The 21,658-nt window shown below is 70.2% G+C and carries 19 protein-coding genes; 10 read left to right on the forward strand and 9 right to left on the reverse strand.

The features are described from left to right. Positions 1-2 precede the first annotated feature (2 nt). The 4 genes from NLX86_RS16170 to NLX86_RS16185 all read left to right on the forward strand — a co-directional run bounded on the left by NLX86_RS16170 (position 3) and on the right by NLX86_RS16185 (position 1,996). A complete protein-coding gene (locus NLX86_RS16170) occupies positions 3-791 on the forward strand; it encodes a phosphatase (protein ID WP_254372399.1) in 789 nt (262 codons plus the stop codon). A 143-nt stretch (positions 792-934) separates the two neighbouring features. Beyond that, positions 935-1,276, forward strand: coding sequence for a helix-turn-helix domain-containing protein (locus tag NLX86_RS16175; protein ID WP_254372400.1), 342 nt, complete (start codon positions 935-937; stop codon positions 1,274-1,276). Positions 1,277-1,367: 91 nt separating this feature from the next. After that, positions 1,368-1,577: a type II toxin-antitoxin system VapB family antitoxin gene (locus NLX86_RS16180; protein ID WP_254372401.1), complete on the forward strand. Its 210-nt coding sequence runs from the start codon at positions 1,368-1,370 to the stop codon at positions 1,575-1,577. Then, positions 1,574-1,996 (forward strand): PIN domain nuclease, encoded by a 423-nt coding sequence (locus tag NLX86_RS16185; protein ID WP_254372402.1) that lies wholly within the window; start codon positions 1,574-1,576, stop codon positions 1,994-1,996. Before NLX86_RS16180 ends, NLX86_RS16185 begins: the two co-directional genes overlap by 4 nt. Before the next feature lie 20 nt (positions 1,997-2,016). Here the strand turns inward: NLX86_RS16185 and tesB are convergent, their stop codons facing one another. From tesB to iscB, 7 genes are all read right to left on the reverse strand, one after another. Beyond that, entirely contained in the window at positions 2,017-2,892 is an 876-nt protein-coding gene (gene tesB / locus NLX86_RS16190; protein ID WP_254372403.1) for an acyl-CoA thioesterase II, read from the reverse strand. Positions 2,893-2,920: 28 nt separating this feature from the next. Continuing rightward, a complete protein-coding gene (locus NLX86_RS16195; RefSeq protein WP_254372404.1) occupies positions 2,921-4,078 on the reverse strand; it encodes an acyl-CoA dehydrogenase family protein in 1,158 nt (385 codons plus the stop codon). 162 nt (positions 4,079-4,240) lie between these two features. Continuing rightward, a complete protein-coding gene (locus NLX86_RS16200; RefSeq protein WP_254372405.1) occupies positions 4,241-4,687 on the reverse strand; it encodes a hypothetical protein in 447 nt (148 codons plus the stop codon). A gap of 63 nt (positions 4,688-4,750) precedes the next feature. Beyond that, a complete protein-coding gene (locus NLX86_RS16205) occupies positions 4,751-4,972 on the reverse strand; it encodes a DUF397 domain-containing protein (RefSeq protein WP_254372406.1) in 222 nt (73 codons plus the stop codon). Continuing rightward, the gene (locus tag NLX86_RS16210; RefSeq protein WP_254372407.1) at positions 4,965-5,759 is read right to left on the reverse strand and encodes a helix-turn-helix transcriptional regulator; all 795 of its coding nucleotides are present in this window, start codon (positions 5,757-5,759) and stop codon (positions 4,965-4,967) included. Before NLX86_RS16210 ends, NLX86_RS16205 begins: the two co-directional genes overlap by 8 nt. Before the next feature lie 93 nt (positions 5,760-5,852). Beyond that, a complete protein-coding gene (locus NLX86_RS16215; RefSeq protein WP_254372408.1) occupies positions 5,853-7,313 on the reverse strand; it encodes a PucR family transcriptional regulator in 1,461 nt (486 codons plus the stop codon). 71 nt (positions 7,314-7,384) lie between these two features. Continuing rightward, positions 7,385-9,076, reverse strand: coding sequence for an RNA-guided endonuclease IscB (iscB, locus tag NLX86_RS16220; protein WP_254372409.1), 1,692 nt, complete (start codon positions 9,074-9,076; stop codon positions 7,385-7,387). A 200-nt stretch (positions 9,077-9,276) separates the two neighbouring features. On the opposite strand from iscB, the gene speB reads away from it, so the two are divergent. From speB to NLX86_RS16250, 6 genes are all read left to right on the forward strand, one after another. Next, on the forward strand, positions 9,277-10,314 hold the full coding sequence (speB, locus tag NLX86_RS16225) for an agmatinase (protein ID WP_254372449.1): 1,038 nt from the start codon (positions 9,277-9,279) through the stop codon (positions 10,312-10,314). Then, positions 10,311-12,020: a thiamine pyrophosphate-binding protein gene (locus tag NLX86_RS16230; RefSeq protein ID WP_254372410.1), complete on the forward strand. Its 1,710-nt coding sequence runs from the start codon at positions 10,311-10,313 to the stop codon at positions 12,018-12,020. The genes speB and NLX86_RS16230 overlap by 4 nt, the downstream gene beginning before the upstream one ends. Before the next feature lie 114 nt (positions 12,021-12,134). Then, positions 12,135-13,064: a serine hydrolase gene (locus tag NLX86_RS16235; protein WP_254372411.1), complete on the forward strand. Its 930-nt coding sequence runs from the start codon at positions 12,135-12,137 to the stop codon at positions 13,062-13,064. A 91-nt stretch (positions 13,065-13,155) separates the two neighbouring features. After that, on the forward strand, positions 13,156-17,043 hold the full coding sequence (locus NLX86_RS16240; RefSeq protein ID WP_254372412.1) for an ABC transporter ATP-binding protein: 3,888 nt from the start codon (positions 13,156-13,158) through the stop codon (positions 17,041-17,043). Positions 17,044-17,115: 72 nt separating this feature from the next. Then, positions 17,116-17,508: a hypothetical protein gene (locus NLX86_RS16245; protein WP_254372413.1), complete on the forward strand. Its 393-nt coding sequence runs from the start codon at positions 17,116-17,118 to the stop codon at positions 17,506-17,508. Between the two features lie 112 nt (positions 17,509-17,620). Further along, a complete protein-coding gene (locus NLX86_RS16250; RefSeq protein WP_254372414.1) occupies positions 17,621-19,054 on the forward strand; it encodes a S28 family serine protease in 1,434 nt (477 codons plus the stop codon). 34 nt (positions 19,055-19,088) lie between these two features. Here the strand turns inward: NLX86_RS16250 and NLX86_RS16255 are convergent, their stop codons facing one another. Both NLX86_RS16255 and NLX86_RS16260 read right to left on the reverse strand, forming a co-directional pair. Then, positions 19,089-19,673 (reverse strand): hypothetical protein, encoded by a 585-nt coding sequence (locus NLX86_RS16255; protein ID WP_254372415.1) that lies wholly within the window; start codon positions 19,671-19,673, stop codon positions 19,089-19,091. 65 nt (positions 19,674-19,738) lie between these two features. Beyond that, positions 19,739-21,556 carry a glycoside hydrolase family 3 protein gene (locus NLX86_RS16260; RefSeq protein WP_254372416.1) on the reverse strand — a complete coding sequence of 606 codons (1,818 nt, stop codon included), beginning with the start codon at positions 21,554-21,556 and terminating at the stop codon, positions 19,739-19,741. Between the last annotated feature and the right edge of the window lie 102 nt (positions 21,557-21,658).

Consider the following 21,658-nt stretch of genomic DNA (forward strand, 5'->3'; position numbering starts at 1 on the left):
GCATGCCGATACCCAGCCGTGCCGCCCTTGTCGACCACCTCGTCCGCAGCCGTATCGCCGGTGACGTCGCCACCCCCCGAGACAACAACCTCTCCCACTACCGCAGGCTCGCGAACGGCGACCGCCACTACTGGCTGGGCCTGGAGCTCGGCGACCGCTGGACCGACGAGCAGGACGTGCTCGCCGTCATGGCCGAGCGGTGCGGCGTCAACGACGACCCGCAGCACCGCTACGGCCAGGACACCATCGACCCCGAGCTGACGGTCGACGCCCTGGACCGGATGGCGGCGCGGCTGCGCAAGGCCGCCGCGGGCAAGGAGCGCGTGCTGTTCGCCACCGGCCACCCGGGCGGCCTGCTGGACGTGCACCGCGCCACGGCCGCCGCGCTGCGGGCGGCCGGCTGCGAGATCGTGGTCATCCCCTCGGGCCTGACGGCCGACGAGGGCTATGTGTTCCAGTTCGCGGACGTCGCGGTGCTGGAGCGCGGCGCGACCCTGTGGCACACGCACTCGCCCGCGCCGATGGCGGCGATCCTGGACGGCCTGGCGGCGGAAGGCCGCCCGCTGCCCGAACTGGTGGTCGCGGACCACGGCTGGGCGGGATGCGCGGGCCAGCGCGGTATCGACGCCGTGGGGTACGCGGACTCCAACGACCCGGCGCTCTTCCTCGGCGAGGCGGAGGGCACACTCCAGGTGACGGTCCCGCTGGACGACCACGTCACGGATCCGCGCTTCTACGACCCGATGACGGCGTACCTGCTGGATGCGGCGGGGCTGGCGGAGCGGGGCTGACGGACGCCCGTCAAGGGCGGCGCGGAGTTCACTCGTACGGCGGACTACTCACCTTCCGGGCGCCCCATGCACAGGGCGACACATACATTCGGCAGCATGCAGGTTTCCTTAGCTGTGACGGAGCCGGAAGTCCGGGAGTGCCGATGACCGGTCACGCACGATGGAAGCTCGCCCGCGACAGGCAGATCGCCCAGGGGCTCAGCGAGAGTCCCGAGGTGACCAGGCGACGGGCGGAGATCCGGCTGGCTTTCGACCTCGGGCAGGCCGTCTATGACCGGCGTACCGAGCTGGGTGTCTCTCAGAGCGCGCTGGCGGAGCGGGCCGGCATGACCCAGCCCCAGGTCTCCAAACTGGAGCTGGGTGGGACCATGCCCACCTTGCCCCTGCTGGCCCGGCTCGCGCAGGCGATGGACGCGGCTCTCTATCTGGAGCTGGACGGCGACGAATCCCGGGTCGCCTTGACCGCACACAGCCCGGCCGACTGAGTCCTCACCAACACCGCGCCGGTGACTGGTTGCCTCCCTGTCAGCACTCGGCATATGCTTCATATGCTGAATGCCTAGGGAGGATATGTCGATGTCGAATCTCTACGTCGAAGTCGATGACGACGCGCTGAGCGCGGCCGCTTCGATACTGGGCACCACCACGAAGAAGGACACGGTCAACGCTGCATTGCGGGAGGTATCGCAGCGGCATCGGCGTCTCACGGCGCTGGAAGAGCTGGCAGCCATGGGCGAACGCGGTGACTTCGACATCCTTCTGGACAAGGACAACTACCGCCGATGAGTCCGGTCACCCACCTCATCGACACATCCGCGGCTGCCCGGATCCTCACCCACAAGAAGGTGCGGGAGCGTTGGTCCGGGCATCTTGCCGAGGGTGTCATCGGGCTGTGTGAGATCACAGAATTGGAGATGCTGTTCTCGGCCCAGTCGCTGGCCGACCGGCTTGCCAAGGAGTCACTGCTCGCCACGCTCTTCAACTGGACGCCGGTACCCGACGACGTCTTGCGGCGTGCCCGGACCGTGCAGCGGATGCTTACCGAACGGGGCGAGCACCGCAGCGCCGGTCCGGTAGATCTGCTGGTCGCGGCCACCGCCGAACTGGCTTGGCTGACTGTGCTGCACTACGACGCGGACTTCGAGACCGTCGCCAGGGCGACCGGACAGCCCACGATGTGGGTAGCGCCACCCGGCACGCTGTAATTGCTGGTCCCGTGCAATGATCAGTCGCGCGGGACCCGGACCACACCCTCCTGGATCACCGAGATCGCCAGCCGGCCGTCCGCCGTGTAGATCCTGGCCTGACCGAGGCCCCGCCCGCCGTGCGTGGAGGGCGACTCCTGGTCGTACAGCAGCCATTCGTCCGCCCGGAAGGGCCGGTGGAACCACATCGCGTGGTCCAGGCTCGCGCCCACCACATCGCCTACCGTCCAGCCGCCGCGTCCGTGCGCGAGGAGCACCGAGTCGAGCAGGGTCATGTCGGAGACGTACGTGGCGAGGCAGACGTGCAGCAGCGGGTCGTCCGCCAGCTTCCCCTGGGTACGGAACCAGACCTGCGAGCGCGGCTCGCGCGGCTCGCCCACGCTGCCCCACGGCGGGGTGTCCACGTAGCGCAGGTCGACCGCGGACCGGGCCTCGATCATCCGGTCGACGACACCCGGGTCGCGGAAGATGTCCCGGTACCGCGGCAGCATCTCCCCGGCGGTGGGCAGCGATTCGGGGTCGGGTGCGGCCGGCATCTGGCTCTGGTGCTCCAGGCCCTCCTCGTACGTCTGGAAGGACGCCGAGAGGTGGAAGATCGGCTGCCCGTGCTGGACCGCGACCACCCGCCGGGTGGTGAAGGACCGGCCGTCGCGGATCCGGTCGACGGTGTAGACGATAGGCGCACCGGGGTCGCCGGGCCGCAGGAAGTACGCGTGCAGCGAGTGCGCGGTGCGGTCGTCGGGGACCGTACGGCCGGCGGCGACCAGGGCCTGTGCGGCGACCTGGCCGCCGAAGACCCGCGGCACCAGCGAAGTACGGCTGGTGCCGCGGAAGATGTCCTGCTCGATCTGCTCGAGGTCGAGCAGATCGAGCAGGGACTCCAGAGCCTCGTTCATTATTGAACAGTAGATCGGATCAACAGACCTACAGGCCCATCGACTTGGCGATGATCGACTTCATGACCTCACTGGTGCCGCCGTAGATCCGGTTGACCCGGTTGTCGGCGTAGAGGCGTGCGATCGGGTACTCGTTCATGTACCCGTAGCCGCCGTGCAGCTGGAGGCACTTGTCGATGACGCGGTGCGCGACCTCGGTGCAGAAGAGCTTCGCGGACGCGGCCTCGGCAGGCGTCAGCTCGCCCGCGTCCAGGGCCTCCAGGGCACGGTCGGCCACGGCCTCGGCGGCGTCCACCTCGGCCTGGCAGGCCGCCAGCTCGAACTTGGTGTTCTGGAAGGAGGCAACCGTCTTGCCGAAGACCGTGCGGTCCTGGACGTACTGCTGGGCGAACCGGACGGCGGCCTTGGCCTGCGCGTACGCCCCGAACGCGATGCCCCAGCGCTCGGAGGGCAGGTTCTGGCCGAGGTAGTAGAAGCCCTTGTTCTCCTCGCCGAGCAGGTCCTCCACGGGGACCTTGACGTCGACGAAGGCCAGCTCGGCGGTGTCGGAGGTGCGCAGGCCGAGCTTGTCCAGCTTGCGGCCGACCGAGTAGCCCGCCGACTTGGTGTCCACCGCGAACAGCGAGATGCCGAAGCGGCGGTCGTCCTCGCGCGGGGCGGAGGTGCGGGCGCACACGATCACGCGGTCGGCGTGCACACCACCGGTGATGAAGGTCTTGGCGCCGTTGAGGACGTAGTGCGTGCCGTCCTCCGAGAGCTTGGCCGTGGTCTTCATGCCCGCGACGTCGGAGCCGGTGCCCGGCTCGGTCATCGCCAGCGCCCACATCTCCTCGCCGGTGACGAACTTCGGCAGGTAGTTCTTCTTCTGCTCGTCGGTGGCGAGCAGCTTGATGTACGGCAGAGCGAGCAGCACATGCACGCCGGAGCCGCCGAAGTTGACGCCCGCGCGCGAGGTCTCCTCGTAGAGCACGGCCTCGAACTTGTGCGTGTCCAGGCCCGCGCCGCCGAACTCCTCGGGGACGTTGATGCCGAAGACGCCCAGCTCGCCGAGCTTGTAGTAGAAGTCGCGGGGCGCCTGACCGGCAGCGAACCACTCGTCGTAGACGGGGACGACCTCGGCCTCGATGAAGGCGCGTATGGTCTCCCGGAACGCCTCGTGGTCCTCGTTGAAAACGGTACGGCGCACGGACGCCTCCTCGTGACTGGGTGGGTACGCTGGAATGTCTAAGCGCTTGCTCAGTTCTAAGTTACCCGCCAGTTGCTGGAAGTGTCCAGAGTGATGCTGCGCACGTGTGGCTGGTCATGGACGCGACGCAGCTCCGAGAGCGAGGACTCCCACGAGAATGGGTCAGCAGGCGATGCCTTGCGAGCGCAGCCACTCGCACTGTGTCTCGCCCGAAGTCCTGCCGCCGTCGTAGGCGCGCGGATCCTTGTAGCCGGGCCCAACGGGTTCGTGGTCTTCGAAGACGCCGTCGCCGTCGAGGTCGCCGCCGGCGGGATCGATGGTCCCACTCGGGTTCCGGCAATTCTGGCGGTCGGCCGGGTCTGTGGTGCAGACGTTCTCCAGTGCAGCCTTCTCTGCCGCCGCGCTCAGTGCTGCGGCCTGGGCCACAAGGGCCTTGCTGAGTGAAGAACTCTCGAAGTGCAGTGAAATATAGGGCAGTTGATCGGTCTGGTGCTCGGCTTGAGAGACATCGGAGCCGCATGCGGACAGGGCCATGGGGAGGCACACGGCCAAGAGGGCGGAGCCGACGAGAGTGCCGGTTTTGCGGCGAGTGTCGCGCTTGAGGCCCATAGTCCGACCAATGTGAGAATGAGGCGTATGTGGGGACTACGCTACGGCGGCTCTCGGAGCCGGTCAACGTGTGAAGGTGCCGCCTTTGACGGCTGCGACGAAGAACGACCAACCGGCCGTCGGGAAGACCAACGCGGGGCCGTGCGGAGCCTTGGAGTCGCGGACCGGGACCCCCGACGGGTGGCCGTCCAATACTTCGACGCAGCTGCCTGACTCATTCCCGCTGTACGACGACTTGCGCCAGCCGCTCAGCTTGGAAGCGTCCAAGATGGTGTGCTCAGTCATGGTGTCCGTGGTCCTTTGCAATCGCCCTCATCAGGGCAAGTGACTCTTGCAGCGGCAGCGCGTCGCCCAGTGCCAGATCGTAGGCGCTCTGCAGTCGTTGGACCAGGGCCGGGGAGTCGTGCAGCTTGCCGATGGAGAGGCCTTCGCTGTACGCGGCCGGCGGTTGGTCCTCGAACCACATCAGCGTCAGCATGCTCTGCATGAGCGGATGAGCGCCCAGGCCGAGGGGGAGGACGTGCACCCGTACCCGCTTGCTCTCGACGAGGTGGACGATGTGCATGATCTGCTCGGCCATGATCTCCCCGCTGCCGACCGGGCGTCGTAGCACCATCTCGTCCAACAGCGCCCACACTACGGGCATTACCTGGTCAGCCAGGATCTTCGCGCGCTCGAGCCGTGTGACAACGTGCCTGTCACGTTCTTCGTCGCTCCTGGGAGGGAACGTCGTGCCGAGAACCGCACGGGCGTATCGCTCCGTTTGGAGAATGCCGGGCACGAAGGCCGGAGCGAACTCCCTGATCATCGTTGCCTGTTGTTCGAGTTGCCGGGCCGGCTCGAAGTAGTCGGCAATCGTGCCGTCCTCCTGCGGCAGGAAGCTGCTCAGCACGTTCCCCGTGTTCAGGGCCCTGTCCAGCCGTCGCGCGTCCTCCTTCGACGGGGTGCGGCGGCCCGCCTCGATGTGGGCGATGTGCGAACGGGTCATGATCGCTGCCTCGGCCAGCTCCTGTTGCGTCAGGCCGGCCGCCTCGCGCTGAGCCCGGAACCACTCCCCATAGGTGTTACTCATTGTCAACCCCTGTGCGGCGGAAGCCCTGTTAACCCGAACTCCCTGGTCAGCGTAGCCCGCGCCGTCTCACTCTGTGAGTGAATCGCTACACGGTCAGAGCCAGCGCAGTGCGAACCACAGCTCCATCCGGACGTCCGGATCGTCCAGGTCCGCGTCGAGCAGCGCCGCGCAGCGCGCGATGCGCTGGCGCACTGTGTTGCGGTGCACCCCCAGGGACACGGCCGTACGGTCCCAGCTGCCGTGCAGCGAGAGCCAGCCGCGCAGCGTCTCGGTGAGCGCCGGGGAGTCCGCGATCGGGGCCAGCCGGGTGCGGGCGTGGGCGCGTGCCTCGTCCGGCGCGACCAGCGCGGTGAGGTCCGCCTCGCGGTGCCGGACCAGGTCCGCGCGGCTCGCCTCGGCGCGGCGCAGGGCCCGGTGCGCCTGGGTGTCGGCCGCGTCCAGGTCCGCGGCCGCCGCCGGAGCGCTGACGCCCAGGACCCAGCCGGGCTGCGGGGTGACCTCCCGGTCGGTGACGATGCGTACGGTCGAGTCCTCGGCGTCCACCAGCGCGCTGCCCAGGGCCGCCCCCAGGGCGGACGCGGCGAGCGGGTTGCCGGACGCACCCTGTTCGCCGCCGCGGGCGTGCACCACCCACCACGGCCCCCGCCCCAGCAGCGGCGCCACCTCCTCCGGCGCGGCCCCGAGCAGCAGCCGGACCAGCGCGGCCGACCGGCCCGCCGCGTCGGCGCCCTGGTGAGGTGCGGTGAGCAGCGACAGCAGGACGGCCGCCACCCCGGCGATGGTGTGGTCGCCGGGCTCGCGCCCCCCGGTGGCGACGCCGAGGACCAGGCCCTCGCTGCCGCCGAGGGCGTACGCGGCCAGGTGCGCGCCCCCGGCGGTGTCGGTGGCGGAGGACGGCGCGGCCCGGGGCGGAGCCGGGGTCACCACCCGCGCCAGCCGGACCAGGGCGGCGCGGGCCCCGGCGGACGGCGGCCGGTCGGTGGCCTGGAGTTCCGTACCGTCCGGGGCGAGCAGCACCGTCCAGCCGCCGACCCGCGCGGCGAGCTGGCGCAGTACGGACGGCACCGGGTCGGGGCGCGCCGCGGCGGTGGCCAGGCCCTGCTGGGCCTGCGTCACCCGGCGCAGCTCATGGGTGCGGGCCTCGGCCATCAGCCGCCACACCGCACGGGCGATCGCGGTGAACGTGGTCTGCGGCGGGACCTCCAGCAGCGGCAGGCCGTGCCGGTCGCAGGCGGCGGCCAGCGCGTCCGGCACGGCGTCGTGCACCGGCGCGAGGCCGAATCCGAGCGCTGCCGCGCCCGCCTCGACGATCCGTGACACGTAGAAGTCGAGGTGCGCCTCGACATCGGCGGCCTCGGCGAAGTGCACCCCGGCACTCAGCAGCAGCTCACCGCCGAGCAGATACGGATACGGGTCGCCCATCTCGGAGGTGTGCACCCAGTGCACGGCGACCTCGTCGGCGGGCGGCCCCGCGACCTGCCGCAGCCCGAGATCGCGGTACGCCAGCAGGGCGGGCAGCGGGATGGGCGGAGTGGGCGGGGCCAGGTCCGGCATGGTGGACGGTCCATCTATCGGAGTGGAGAAGAATGGATGAAACGTACACTTTGGTGAAGTCTCCGGGCAATCTACCGTCGTCTTGGGGTATCACCACGACGTGAGGAGGAGCGGGCGCTATGAACATCGACCGGGTCGGCTTCGTCCTTTGTCGCGTAGCTGTACCCGTCGGCTCGCTGGAGGAGCCGGAGGTTGGTGTACTGCGTATCGATGTGCCCGGCGGGCGTGGCCAGGCGGTGCCGACCAGTGGAGCGGACCGCGATCCGTCCCTTGTGGGCTCCGGCGTACCGGCCAGTGCGGATGACCGCACGTACGAGGTCTCCGGTCGCGTAGCCGAAGAAGCGCTTCTGCCTCGGCAGGAGCAGGCGCGGGAAGCCGTACTTGTCAGAGCGAGTGCGGGCGTACGAGCCGCGCCCGGTCGCTGTCGCGACGAGCACGGTGCTGGGGAATCGGACGAGAGTGACGCTGTCGAGGTCACCGACGGCGAGTGCGTCGAGGGTGTGAGTCTTGGCCAGGCCGATCCGGGAACGGTTGCACTTGGTTCGGCCTCCCGACCAAGGACGAACAGGGACACCGAGCTGGGCGAGTGTACGGGTGAGTTGGAAGCGAGTGGCGTTCATGACGGACGCTCCCTGCAAAGGGGTCTTGACCTGAGAGAGAACACGCCTCAACAGGTCGGGCTTGCCGTGCAAGAAGACATCGACCGGCGTGGCTGCCTTGGTCTGATTGCACGACTCGCAGGAGAGCGTGAGATTTGTGATCCGATCGGATCCTCCTCTGGATCTCGGATGGATGTGCTCGACCTGAAGTGGAATGTCCTTGGCTCCGCAGTAGGCGCAGGTGCGCCCCCACTTTTCGAGGAGGTACTCACGCACCTCGTATCCCGCGAGGGTGCCTTGCTGATACTCGGCCCCAGTCAGGTCGCGCCCGGCGCTCATGGCGTGGACGTCGAACGCGACGCGCTCGACGTGGATCTCGACGACTGGGAACAGGCGCGTGAGACGACTTGCGATGCCAAAGGTCGTGTCGATGCGGTGCTGCAGCGATGGAGGCAGCCAGCCCTCCTTCCGAGCGCGATTGTTGAATCGGGGCGCTCGGTAGCGGAGGTTTGCCGATCTGCGTCTGCGCCTGTGATTTGCACGCTGGCCCATCTTCTTGCGGATCTGCGAGCCTCGATGGACGAGTTCCACCGCGTACAGCCCCCGCCGGGCGCAGCGCGTTTCCTCGGTGCCAGGGTCGTGGGTATGGGCATCGGTGGTGACAGCGATGCCCGTGCCCACGGAGCCGGGATCGATGCGCAGTGCCACCCCGATGACGGTGGACTCCGCACGTGTGCGGTCCTTGAGCCGGATCGTGAACGGTGTATGACGCGCGACGACGGCCCGGCCCTTGGCGAGGAGTTCGCGAGCACGGGCGGGGTGGCAGGGCATGAGGGGACAGCCGTTCTTGTCAAGGACTGCGACCACCGCAGCCCCAGAAGCGACCGTGCTGCCTTGCCGGTTGTGATGAGTGCTGCCGTTACCGGCAGCTGTTTCTGCTCTGGCCGTCACGAGGGCGGCTTCGGCGTGACGCCGGTCCGTGTCGAAGGCGCACGTACCGATCTCCCCTCGCCCGTGTTCAGTGCCAGTGCCCGACTGTGCTGCCGGGAGTCCGTGACCCGTTTCGTGCCTGCTCATGGGCGTGTCTGCAACCACGGATTCCAGAGCCTGCCGCTGAGGAAGCACGGCAGGGTGGGTCTGCTCACTCGAACTGAACGGAACCATCGATCTTTCACCTCGCTTCGTTCGATGGCTGGGCTGGTCACTCTGGACTCACCCCGTTGGGACGAGTCCCGGCCTTCGAGCCGGAGAGCGAGTGACGGGCTGGTGGGGCATGCGCGTGATAGTCCGGACGTTATAACCCATCGCTGATCATTGAGCTCTGACTGGTTATCAATCACTCGACCGAAGGAATTTCTGTGCGAATCCATGCGCGCCACAATGCGAGCAATGAACAGCCTGCGAACCCGAGCACCGAGCAGCCGCGCGGCCCCATCGACTCGTCCCGCATCCCGCGGTACGCCGGACCCGCCACGTTCGCCCGGCTGCCCCGGCTCGACGAGGTCGGCACCGCCGATGTCGCCGTGGTCGGCGTGCCCTTCGACAGCGGCGTCTCCTACCGCCCCGGCGCCCGCTTCGGCGGCAACGCCATCCGCGAGGCGTCGCGCCTCCTGCGCCCCTACAACCCTGCCCAGGACGCCTCGCCCTTCGCGCTCGCCCAGGTCGCGGACGCCGGTGACATCGCCGCCAACCCGTTCAACATCCACGAGGCCGTCGAGACGATCGAGGCCGCGGCCGACGACCTGCTCGGCACCGGCGCCCGGATGATGACGCTCGGCGGCGACCACACCATCGCGCTGCCGCTGCTGCGCTCGGTGGCGAAGAAGCACGGCCCGGTCGCGCTGCTGCACTTCGACGCGCACCTCGACACCTGGGACACCTACTTCGGCGCCGAGTACACGCACGGCACGCCGTTCCGCCGCGCCGTCGAGGAGGGCATCCTCGACACCGAGGCGCTCTCCCACGTCGGTACCCGCGGCCCGCTGTACGGCAAGCAGGACCTGGACGACGACGCCAAGATGGGCTTCGGCATCGTGACGTCGGCCGATGTCTACCGCCGCGGCGCCGACGAGGTGGCCGACCAGCTGCGCCAGCGCATCGGCGACCGGCCGCTGTACATCTCCATCGACATCGACGTGCTCGACCCGGCCTTCGCGCCCGGCACCGGCACCCCCGAGGCGGGCGGCATGAGCTCCCGCGAGCTGCTGGAGATCATCCGCGGGCTGTCCTCCTGCAACCTCGTCTCGGCCGATGTCGTCGAGGTCGCGCCCGCGTACGACCACGCGGAGATCACCTGTGTCGCGGCCTCCCACACCGCGTACGAGCTGACCACGATCATGTCGCGACAAGTCGCTGCGGCCGCGCAGCGCCATGAGCACAGTGCGGAAGCGAAGCAGAAGTGACCCACGACCACCACCACGAGACGCCGCGGCTGACGGCCGAGCAGACGGCGGCCGCGCTGGCCCCTCCGGCCGGCCGCAACGGCGGCGACCTCCTCGTCGAGACGCTGCACGGCCTGGGCGCCACCACCGTCTTCGGGCTGCCCGGGCAGCACGCGCTCGGCATGTTCGACGCGCTGCGCCGCTCCTCGCTCCAGTACGTCGGCCTGCGTGTCGAGAACAACGCCGGCTTCGCCGCCGACGCGTACGGCCGGATCACCGGCGAGGTCGCCCCGCTGCTGCTCTCCACCGGCCCCGGCGCGCTCACCTCGCTCGCCGCGCTCCAGGAGGCGGCCGCGGCCTCCGCGCCCGTCCTCGCCATCTCCAGCCAGGTCCCCACCCCGGGGCTCGGCGGCGGCCGGCACGGCTACCTGCACGAACTCCGCGACCAGCAGGCGTCGTTCCGCGACATCGTGAAGTCCGTCCACACCGTCCGTACGGCCTCCCAGATCCCCTCCGCGATCGCCGCCGCCTGGGAGTCCGCGCTCACTGCCCCGCACGGGCCGGTCTGGGTCGAGATCCCGCAGGACGTGCTGCTCGCGCAGACGTCCCTGCCGGTCGTCACGGCCATGGACGCCACCCCGCGCGAGCTGCATCCCCGGCCCGAGCTGATCGCGGTGGCCGCTCACCGGCTGGCGAACGCCGAGCGTCCGGCGGTCATCGCGGGCGGCGGCGTCGTCAGGTCCGACGCGTCCGGCAAGCTGCTCGCGCTCGCCGAGAAGCTGAACGCGCCCGTCGTCACCACCTTCGGCGGCAAGGGCGCCTTCCCCTGGGAGCATCCGCTCTCGCTCCAGTCCTGGCTGGAGGACCGGCACACCACCGACTTCCTTCAGGACGCGGACGTCCTGCTGGTCGTCGGCTCGGGTCTCGGCGAACTCTCCTCGAACTACCACACGTTCAAGCCGCGCGGCCAGGTCATCCAGATCGAGGCGGACCTCGGCAAGCTGGAGTCCAACCACGCAGGTCTCGGCATCCACGCCGACGCGCGGCTCGCGCTCTCCGCCCTGCTGGAGGCCGTGCCCGAGCGCCCCGACCCCGCTGCCGCCGAGTCCGCCGCCGAGTCTGCCGCCGAGTCCGTACGTACCGTCCTCGCGAAGGTACGGGCGCGGATCGCCGGCCAGGACCTGACCCTGGAGCAGGAGGTCCTCGCGGCCGTCCGGGCGGCCCTGCCGGACACGTCCCCCAGCTTCTGGGACATGACGATCCTCGGCTACTGGGCCTGGTCCGCCTTCGACGCCCGGCACCCGAACACCATGCACTCGGGCCAGGGCGCGGGCGGCCTCGGCTACGGCTTCCCGGCCGCCCTCGGCGCGGCCGCGGCCGACCGTACGAAGCCGGTGCTCGCCGTGTCGGGCGACGGCGGGGCGATGTACTCCATCGCGGAGCTGGCCACCGCCCGCCAGTACGACCTGCCGGTCACCTGGCTGATCGTGGACGACGGCGGCTACGGCATCCTGCGCGAGTACATGACCGACACGTTCGGCGAGGCCACCGCCACCGAGCTGGCCCGGCCGGACTTCGTGGCGCTCGCCGAGTCCTTCGGCGTACCGGCGGTCCGTACGACGCCGGAAGACCTGGGCCAGGACCTCGCCAAGGCGCTGGCGGAGCCCGGCCCCTCGATGGTCGTGCTTCCCGCCCTGCTGCGGATGTTCGCCCCGACACACCTCTGAATCCGAAGTGTGATCAGAACTCGTACAACCATTCCTTTATCGCGGTGAGTCATGTGAGGCGGGTGCGCCGCAGGGCGCACCCGCTTCGGACATCAGGGGACGGGAAAAGCCTCCATGACTCACCACCGAATATCCCGCCGTGCGCGCGGCGCGCTCTCCGCGGTCCTGGCCGCGGGCGTGTTCGTGCCCATTGCGGCGGGCGCGACGCCTGCCGCGGCCGTGACGCCGACGGTGACCTGCACCTCCGCCAAGGCGGGGCTGGCAGCGCAGCTGTCCAAGGACATCACCGCGGCGCTGGCGGGACGCAAGACCACGGCGGCCGTGGCCGTGCACGACCGCACCACGAAGACCTTCTGCACGCTCCGGGGCGACCAGCGGTACGACTCCGCGAGCGTCGTCAAGGTGACCGTGCTGATGGCCCTCCTGTGGGACGCGCAGAAGACGAACCGCGCGCTGACCCAGCGGGAGTCGAGCCTCGCCACCGCCATGATCACCACGTCGGACAACGCCTCCACCAGCACCCTGTGGAATCAGCTCGGCCTGACGAAGATCAAGGCGTTCCTCCAGGCCGCCGGGATGACGCAGACCATCCCCGGCGCGGACGGTTACTGGGGACTCACCCGGATCACCGCCAACGACGAGCAGAAGCTGCTGGCGCTGCTGACCGCCAAGAACACGGTCATGACCGACACCTCGCGCTCGTACACCAACCGGCTGATGCGCTCGGTGGTCACCTCGCAGCGCTGGGGCGTCACCGCGGGAGCCCCGGCCAACGCGCTGGTCGGGGTCAAGAACGGCTGGCTGTCCCGCACCGTCGGCAACCAGTGGCGGGTGCACAGCATCGGCACGTTCACGGGCAACGGGCACCACTACACGATGACGGTGCTCACGCATGACAACCCGACCATGAACGACGGTGTCAACACCATCCAGGCCGTCGCGCGGGCGATCAACAAGAACCTCAACCCGACCGCACCGGCGAGCAAGCGCTACGAGCCCACGCGCACCCCGCAGGAGGCGGTCGTCCCGGCGCCCGAGTCCTAGGACTTCGGACCCGGATTTGTTGCGGCGGGATGAAATCCGCCGGTAGCCGCGTTGGTGCCTTCCGGCAGCAGTGGTACGACGGGAGGCACCAGTGGCGGCGGCACAGCAGGGCGAGGCGTTCGGGCGGGCGGACGGCTGGGCACGGCGTCTGACGGGCTACGCCTGGCGGTACCGGCGCAATGTCCTCCTCGCACTCGGCTCGTCACTGGCCGGAATGGCCGTGATGGCCCTCGTCCCGCTGGCCACCAAGGTGATCATCGACGACGTCATCGGCGACGGGACCCGGCCCCTGGCCCCCTGGGCGGGCGCCCTGGTCGGCGCGGCCCTCGTCGTCTACGTCCTCACCTACATCCGGCGCTACTACGGCGGCCGCCTCGCCCTCGACGTCCAGCACGATCTGCGTACCGAGATGTACGGGACGATCACGCGGCTGGACGGCAGGCGCCAGGACGAGCTGTCCACCGGCCAGGTCATCGGCCGCGCCACCAGCGACCTCCAGCTGATCCAGGGCCTGCTCTTCATGCTCCCGATGACGATCGGGAACATCCTGCTGTTCGTGATCTCGCTCGTCATCATGGCCTGGCTCTCTCCGCTGCTCACCGTGGTCGCCCTCGCTGTCGCGCCGGCTCTCTGGTTCATCGCCAAGCGCAGCCGCACCCGCCTCTTCCCCGCCACCTGGTACGCCCAGGGGCAGGCCGCCGCGGTCGCCGGCGTCGTCGACGGGGCCGTCACCGGCGTCCGCGTGGTGAAGGGCTTCGGGCAGGAGGAGCAGGAGACCGGCAAGCTGCGCTCGGCGGGCCGCCGGCTGTTCGCCGGCCGGCTGCGCACCATCCGGCTGAACTCCCGCTACACCCCCGCCCTCCAGGCCGTACCCGCGCTCGGGCAGGTCGCGATGCTGGCGCTCGGCGGCTGGATGGCCACCCGCGGCCAGGTCACGCTTGGCACGTTCGTCGCGTTCTCGACGTATCTCGCGCAGCTCGTCGGCCCGGTCCGGATGCTGGCCATGGTGCTCACGGTCGGGCAGCAGGCGCGGGCGGGCGTCGAGCGGGTCCTCGAACTGATCGACACCGAGCCGTCCATCCAGGACGGTACGAAGGAGCTGCCGGCCGACGTGCCCGCGACCGTCGAGTTCGACGGCGTCTCCTTCGGCTACACCGAGGACCGCCCCGTCCTCGACGGCTTCTCCCTCACCATCGAGCCCGGCGAGACCGTCGCCGTCGTCGGCGCCTCCGGCAGCGGGAAGTCCACCGTCTCGCTGCTGCTGCCCCGCTTCTACGACGTGAGCGCCGGCGCGGTCCTCGTCGGCGGCCACGACGTGCGCGAGCTGACCATGGACTCGCTGCGGGCCGCCATCGGACTCGTACCGGAGGACAGCTTCCTCTTCTCCGACACCGTCCGCGCCAACATCGCGTACGGCCTCCCCGACGCCACCGAGCAGCAGATCCGCACCGCCGCGCGCGCCGCCCAGGCGGACCGTTTCATCGACGAGCTGCCCGCCGGGTACGACACCAAGGTCGGCGAGCAGGGCCTGACCCTCTCCGGCGGCCAGCGCCAGCGCATCGCCCTGGCCCGCGCGATCCTCACCGACCCCCGGCTGCTGCTCCTCGACGACGCCACCTCGGCGGTCGACGTGCGGGTCGAGCACGAGATACACGAGGCCCTGCGGTCGGTGATGGCCGGGCGCACCACCCTGCTGATCGCGCACCGCCGCTCCACCCTCGCGCTGGCCGACCGGATCGCCGTACTGGACCACGGGCGGCTCTCCGACATCGGTACGCACGAGGAGCTTCAGCGGCGCTCCGCCCTCTACCGGCGGCTGCTGACCGACCCCGACGAGCTGGCCGGCGGCTCGCCGGACCCGGCGGCGGCCGCTGTCGCCGCTTCGCGCTTCGGGATGCAGAGCGCGGCCTCAGGCCCCGTCGGGCGCGACCCCGAGCTGGATCTCGACCTGGACATCGAGATCGAGGCGGAGATCGACTCGGAGCCGGTCAACGCCAAACGCCGCGTCGTCGACGGCGTCACCCCCGAGCTGTGGCGCCGCTCCGAACGCGGTGGAGCCGACACCGGCGGCCGCTCGGCCACCCCCGCCCAGCTCGCCGCGGGCGGCCCCGGCATGGCCGCCGCCATCGAGGGCATGCCCGCCACCCCCGAGCTGCTCGCCCAGGTCGCCGCGCTGCCGCCGGCCACGGGCAGCCCGGACGTGGACGAGACACGGGCCGCCGGCGCCGAGGAGTCGTACGGTCTGCGGCGGCTGCTGCGCGGCTTCGGGGCGCCGCTGCTGATCAGCCTGCTGCTGGTGGCCGTCGACGCGGGCGCCGGACTGCTGCTGCCCGTCCTGATCCGGCACGGCATCGACGAGGGCGTCCAGCAACTCGCCCTCGGGGCGGTGTGGGTGGCCTCCGGGCTCGCCCTGCTGGTCGTGGCCACCCAGTGGGCCGCGCAGTTCGGTGAGACGCGCATGACGGGGCGTACCGGCGAACGCGTGCTGTACGCCCTGCGCGTGAAGATCTTCGCGCAGCTGCAGCGGCTCGGGCTCGACTACTACGAGCGCGAGCTGACCGGCCGCATCATGACCCGGATGACGACGGACGTGGACGCCCTGTCCACGTTCCTGCAGACCGGTCTGGTCACCGCCGTGGTCTCCGTCTTCACCTTCTTCGGCATCCTGTTCGCGCTCCTCGTCATCGATGTGCAGCTGGCGATGGTCGTGTTCGCGACCCTGCCCGTGCTCGTCGTCGGGACGTTCTTCTTCCGGCGCAAGTCGGTCAAGGCGTACGAACTCGCCCGCGAGCGGGTCAGTGCCGTCAACGCCGACCTCCAGGAGTCGGTCTCCGGACTGCGCATCGTCCAGGCATTCCGGCGCGAGCGCACCGGCGCCGCCCGCTTCGCCGACCGGAGCGACAGCTACCGCGAGGCGCGGGTGCGCGGTCAGTGGCTGATATCGGTCTACTTCCCCTTCGTCCAGCTGCTGTCCTCGGTCGCTGCCGCCGCCGTGCTGATCGTGGGCGCCGGGCGGGTGGACAACGGGACCCTGACGACGGGCGCCCTGGTCGCGTACCTCCTCTACATCGACCTGTTCTTCGCCCCCGTGCAGCAGCTCTCCCAGGTCTTCGACGGGTACCAGCAGGCGACGGTCTCGCTCCGGCGCATCCAGGAACTCCTCCAGGAGCCGACCGCGACACCGCTCGTGGCACGGCCGCGCGAGGTGCCGTCGCTGCGCGGCGAAATCGCCTTCGAGGACGTGCACTTCACGTATTCAAAGGGAGGGGCCGGGGACGATGCGGAGGCCCTCGCCGGCATAGACCTCGCCATCCCGGCCGGCCAGACCGTCGCGTTCGTCGGGGAGACGGGCGCGGGCAAGTCCACCCTCGTCAAGCTGGTCGCCCGCTTCTACGACCCGTCCTCCGGCCGCGTCACCGCCGACGGTGCGGATCTGCGCGCCCTCGACCTCACCGGCTACCGGCACCGCCTCGGCGTCGTCCCGCAGGAGTCGTACCTCTTCGCCGGAACGTTGCGCGACGCCATCGCGTACGGGCGGCCGGACGCCACCGACGCCGAGGTGGAGGCGGCCTCCCGCGCGGTCGGCGCGCACGACATGATCGCCACGCTGGAGGACGGCTACCTGCACTCGGTCGCCGAGCGCGGGCGCAACCTCTCGGCCGGCCAGCGCCAGCTGATCGCGCTGGCCCGCGCGGAGCTGGTCGACCCCGACGTGCTGCTGCTCGACGAGGCCACCGCCGCGCTCGACCTGGCGACCGAGGCGCTGGTCAACCAGGCCACGGACCGGCTCATGGGCAAGCGCACCACGCTGGTGGTGGCCCACCGCCTGACGACGGCGGCCCGCGCGGACCGTGTGGTCGTGATGGACCACGGGCGGGTCGTCGAGGACGGCACGCACGCCGAGTTGCTGAAGCGGGACGGGCGCTATGCCGAACTCTGGCGCACGTTCGTGGGCGAGGACGAACCGGCGGCAGCCTGAATCGGTCGCAACCAGTCGGTGGCCGCCCTGCGTCCGTACGCGTGTACGCTCACGCGGCGGAGGGGAGAAACGGTGTTCGACGGTTCGAGGAGCAGGCTGCCCGCGCGGGGCCTGGCCCTGTGCGCATCGGCTCTGGCACTGGCCATGGGGGCACTGGCCGCGCCCAGCGCGCAGGCGGCCGCGCCGTGCGCGGGGCGGATCGTCAAGACGGTGCCCTTCGCCACCGGCCAGGTACACGTCTACAAGACCCGTACCCATGCCTGCGCGGTCACGATCTCCCGGCGGCCGGGCGTCCGGCAGCACATGTCGGTCACCATCCAGCCCCGGGGCGGCCGTGCCGTCAAGGACAGCGGCCGTTACACGCGTATGGCGGGCCCGGTGGCGGTGTACGCGCTGAACCGCTGTGTGAAGGTGGCGGGTTCGGTGGGGAGCAAATCGGGCGCTTCCGGCTGGATCCTCTGCTGACCCCGGACCTGGTCCGGCGACCGACTTGACGCTCGTTTTCAACTGGGTCTGGCGGCCGACGCGTTGCCCCCGCTAGGTTCACGGCGACTGCTGTGAATCAAGGGGAGGGTGAATGCGCAAGGCGCTCAGATGGCTGCTGTCGCTCGTGGTGCTCATAGGCACCGTGAGTGCGGCCGGCGCGACCGCTGGGGCGGCCACCGCCGCCGAGCCGGCCGCCGGCACGGACATCAAGGACCGGATCCTCGCCATACCGGGGATGAGTCTCATCGAGGAGAAGCCGTACCCCGGTTACCGCTTCTTCGTCCTGAACTACACACAGCCGGTCGACCACCGGCACCCGAAGAACGGCTCCTTCAAGCAGCGGATCACTCTGCTGCACAAGGACACCAACCGCCCCACGGTCTTCTTCACCTCCGGCTACAACGTCAACACCAACCCGCGCCGCAGCGAGCCGACCACCATCATCGACGGCAACCAGGTGTCGATGGAGTACCGCTTCTTCACGCCGTCCCGCCCGGACCCGGCCAACTGGTCCAAGCTGGACATCTGGCAGGCCGCCAGCGACCAGCACCGCATCTTCACCGACCTGAAGAAGATCTACGCCAAGAAGTGGCTCTCCACGGGCGGCTCGAAGGGCGGCATGACCGCCACGTACTACGAGCGCCACTACCCGCGCGACATGGACGGCGTCGTCGCCTACGTCGCCCCCAACGACGTGGTGAACAAGGAGGACTCGGCGTACGACCGGTTCTTCGAGAAGGTCGGCACCAAGGAGTGCCGCGACAAGCTGAACGCCGTGCAGCGCGAGGCGCTCGTGCGGCGCGCGCCGCTGGAGGCCAAGTACCAGGCATGGGCGACGGCCGAAGGCGCCACGTTCACCACGGTCGGCAACCTCGACCGGGCGTTCGAGGCCGTGGTCCTGGACTACGTCTGGGCGTTCTGGCAGTACAGCCTGGTGGCCGACTGCGAGGCGATCCCGGTGGCCGCGACCGCGACCGACCAGGAGATCTACGACTCCATCGACGCGATCTCCGGCTTCTCCTTCTACACCGACCAGGGTCTGGCGCAGTACACGCCGTACTACTACCAGGCCGGCACCGAGCTGGGCTCGCCCGACATCAAGCAGCCGCACCTGAAGGGGCTGAGCCGCTACGGCTACCAGCCGCCGCGGAACTTCGTGCCGCGTGACATCCCGATGCGCTTCAAGCCGTGGGTGATGGACGACGTGGACAGCTGGGTTCGGCAGCACGCCAAGCAGATGCTGTTCGTGTACGGCGAGAACGACCCGTGGGGCGCCGAGCCGTTCCGTCTCGGCAAGGGCGCGCGTGACAGCTACGTCTTCACCGCGCCGGGCGCCAACCACGGTGCCAACGTCGCCGGTCTGGTCGCGGACCAGAAGGCGAAGGCCACCGCGGAGATCCTTCAGTGGGCGGGCGTCGCCCCGGCCGCCGTCCAGGAGAACCCGGCGAAGGCCAAGCCGCTGGCGAAGTCCGACGCGAAGCTGGACAAGTACGACATCGAGCGCGAGCCGACGCTGCGCCCGTAAGCACGGGCGGCTCCGCACGGGCTGCGCCCGCCGCTCATACGCGGCGGGCGCAGCCCACCGGTTTCTCGCCGCCCAGTTGCACGTACAGCGCGGTCGAGGGCGGGCACTGGCCGCGCCGGCCAACCGCCCGCTCCACCTGGAACTCCGGTGCCCGCTCGGCCGATCCGTCGCAGGCGGTCTCCTTCACCTGGCCCTCGCGCGCGCTGTAGACGCAGTCGCCGACGACGGTGAGCGGTCCGCCGCCCATGCCCGGGTCGCCGGGATGCGGGGGTTCGAGATTGCGCATACAGGCGTAGCCCTTGGGCACGCCGAGGGGGCCGCTCTCGCTGATGTGCAGGACGAAGTCGGTGGCGGCCGGGCAGGCGGGTCCGGCTGCCCGGCTCCCGTCGTGGCGGGCCAGCACCCGGGCGGCCGCCTTCTCGCTGGTGCAGGAGACCTCGCGGAACTCTCCCAGGGCGCGTGAACTGCACTCCGCCGTCCCCAGAAACGTCGCGCCGTGCCCGGAGGGCATGACGGTCGCGGCGTCGTCGCCGGGACCCGCCTGCGGCTGCCGGCAGCCGGCCAGCAGCAGTGACAGCAGCAGGGCGCACACCACTCCCGTGTACGGCCACTTGTGCATAGACCCCCCCGGTGCGTGCATCCAGCGTGGCCCGCCGAAGCGGGCTCACGCCGGATGAACCGAGGTCAGTACGTCAATCCGTGGCCCACCGCATACAGCACCTGCGTGGGGTCGTCCGCGCGCTGCACCGGCACCGGCAGCTTGCCGGTGGGCTCGGCCTGCCCCGCGATGACCCGCGCCGCGGCCCGGAGTTCGACGTCGGTCCAGGAGTACGTGGCGAGGCTCGCCCCGAACCCCGAGAGCCGGGCGATGTCGTACGGATTGCGGATCGCGACCGTCACCACGGGCACCCCGGTCGCCGCCAGCTCGGACACCAGCGTGCGCTGCGGGCTGGTCGCCGAGACGTTGTACGTGCCGACGATCACGGCGTCCTTGCCCTGCGCGGCGGCCACCGCTTCGTTGATCTTCGCCTGGGTCGGGGTGATCCCGGTGGAGAGCGCGGCGGCGGTGAAGCCCAGTTCCGTGAGCGCCTGGGCCAGGACGGTGGTCGGCGGGCCGGTCGTCCCGGACGGCGAGGCCGGATCGGCCCCCACGACCAGCAGCTTCGGCTCGCGGCGCCGGGACAGCGGCAGCAGTCCGCCGGTGTTGGCGAGGAGGGTGGTGGTCTCCTCGGCGATCCGGTCGGCGGCGGCGAGGTGCGAGCGGATCCCCACGGTCCGGTCGACGCCCCGGTGGGTGACGTACGGATCGCGGAACAGCCCGCGCCGCGCCTTGAGTTGCAGGATGCGCAGAATGGATTCCTCAATCCGAGCCTCGCTGATCTCACCGTTCTTGACGGCGCTCAGCACCGCGTTCCAGGCGACCGCCAGGTTCGGCGGGTTCAGCAGCTGGTCGCAGCCCGCCTTGAGGGCGAGCACCGGCACCCGTTCGTCACCGTACTTCTGCCGTACGCCCGCCATGCCGAGGGAGTCCGTGACCACGACCCCGTCGTAGCCGAGCTGCTCGCGCAGGATGCCGGTGAGAATCGGGCGGGAGAGGGTGGCCGGGTCCAGTGCCGGGTCCAGTGCTGGGACGACGATGTGCGCGGTCATGATCGAGTCGATGCCGGCGGCGATGGCGGCCCGGAACGGCGGGGCGTCCAGCTCCTCCCACTGCTCCGGCGTGTGGTGGATGGTGGGAAGGGCGTAGTGGCTGTCGTCCTTGGTGTCGCCGTGCCCCGGGAAGTGCTTGGCCGTCGCGGCTACTCCGGCGCTCTGGTAGCCCTTGACCTGGGCGGCCGCCAGCCGGGCCGCTGCCTGCGGGTCCGAGCTGAAGGACCGTACCCCGATCACCGGGTTGGCGGGATTGACGTTGACGTCCGCGACCGGGGCGTAGTTCTGCAGGATGCCCACGGCGGCGAGTTCGGCGCCGGCGATCTGCGCGGCCCGGCGGGTGTCGGAGCGGGAGCCGCCCGCGCCGAGCGCCATCGCGCCCGGTACCAGGGTGGCGGGTTTGCCGACCCGGCAGACGATGCCGTGCTCCTGGTCGGTGGAGATCAGCAGCGGCACGGGGGTGGGCTGGGCGAGGCCGGCCCGCTGGATGCCGTTCGAGAGGTCGGCGATCTGGTGCGGGTCGCGGGTGTTGTGGGCCCAGGTGAAGTAGATGATGCCGCCGACGTGGTAGGTGGCGATCAGCTCGGCGGCCGTCCTGACGCCGATCTCCTTGAGGTTGGCGTCGATGTCGGCCTGGTCGGGGGCGGTCGCGGAGTGTCCGTACACCCGCATCACGAAGAGCTGGCCGACCTTCTCCTCGAGGCTCATCCGGGCGATGAGCCGCATGAGCCGGTCCCGGGTCCTGGCCCTGCCCGACTCGTCGGCGGCCGAGGCGGTGGGGGTGGTGGCCGCCGCGGCGGCGACCGCGGCGGTAGCGGTGAGCAGGGTGCGTCTGGAGGTGCGGTACTGCACGTGAGCTCCTTCCGGCCATGCTGTGAAGGAAACTGCCAAGGAGTCACGGATATCCGGAAAGTAACTGCCAGGTCAAGAGACCCGCCGCAGAAAGATGACCGC

It is taken from the genome of Streptomyces sp. A3M-1-3 (genome assembly GCF_024213665.1).
In the GTDB taxonomy this organism is placed as follows: Bacteria; Actinomycetota; Actinomycetes; order Streptomycetales; family Streptomycetaceae; genus Streptomyces.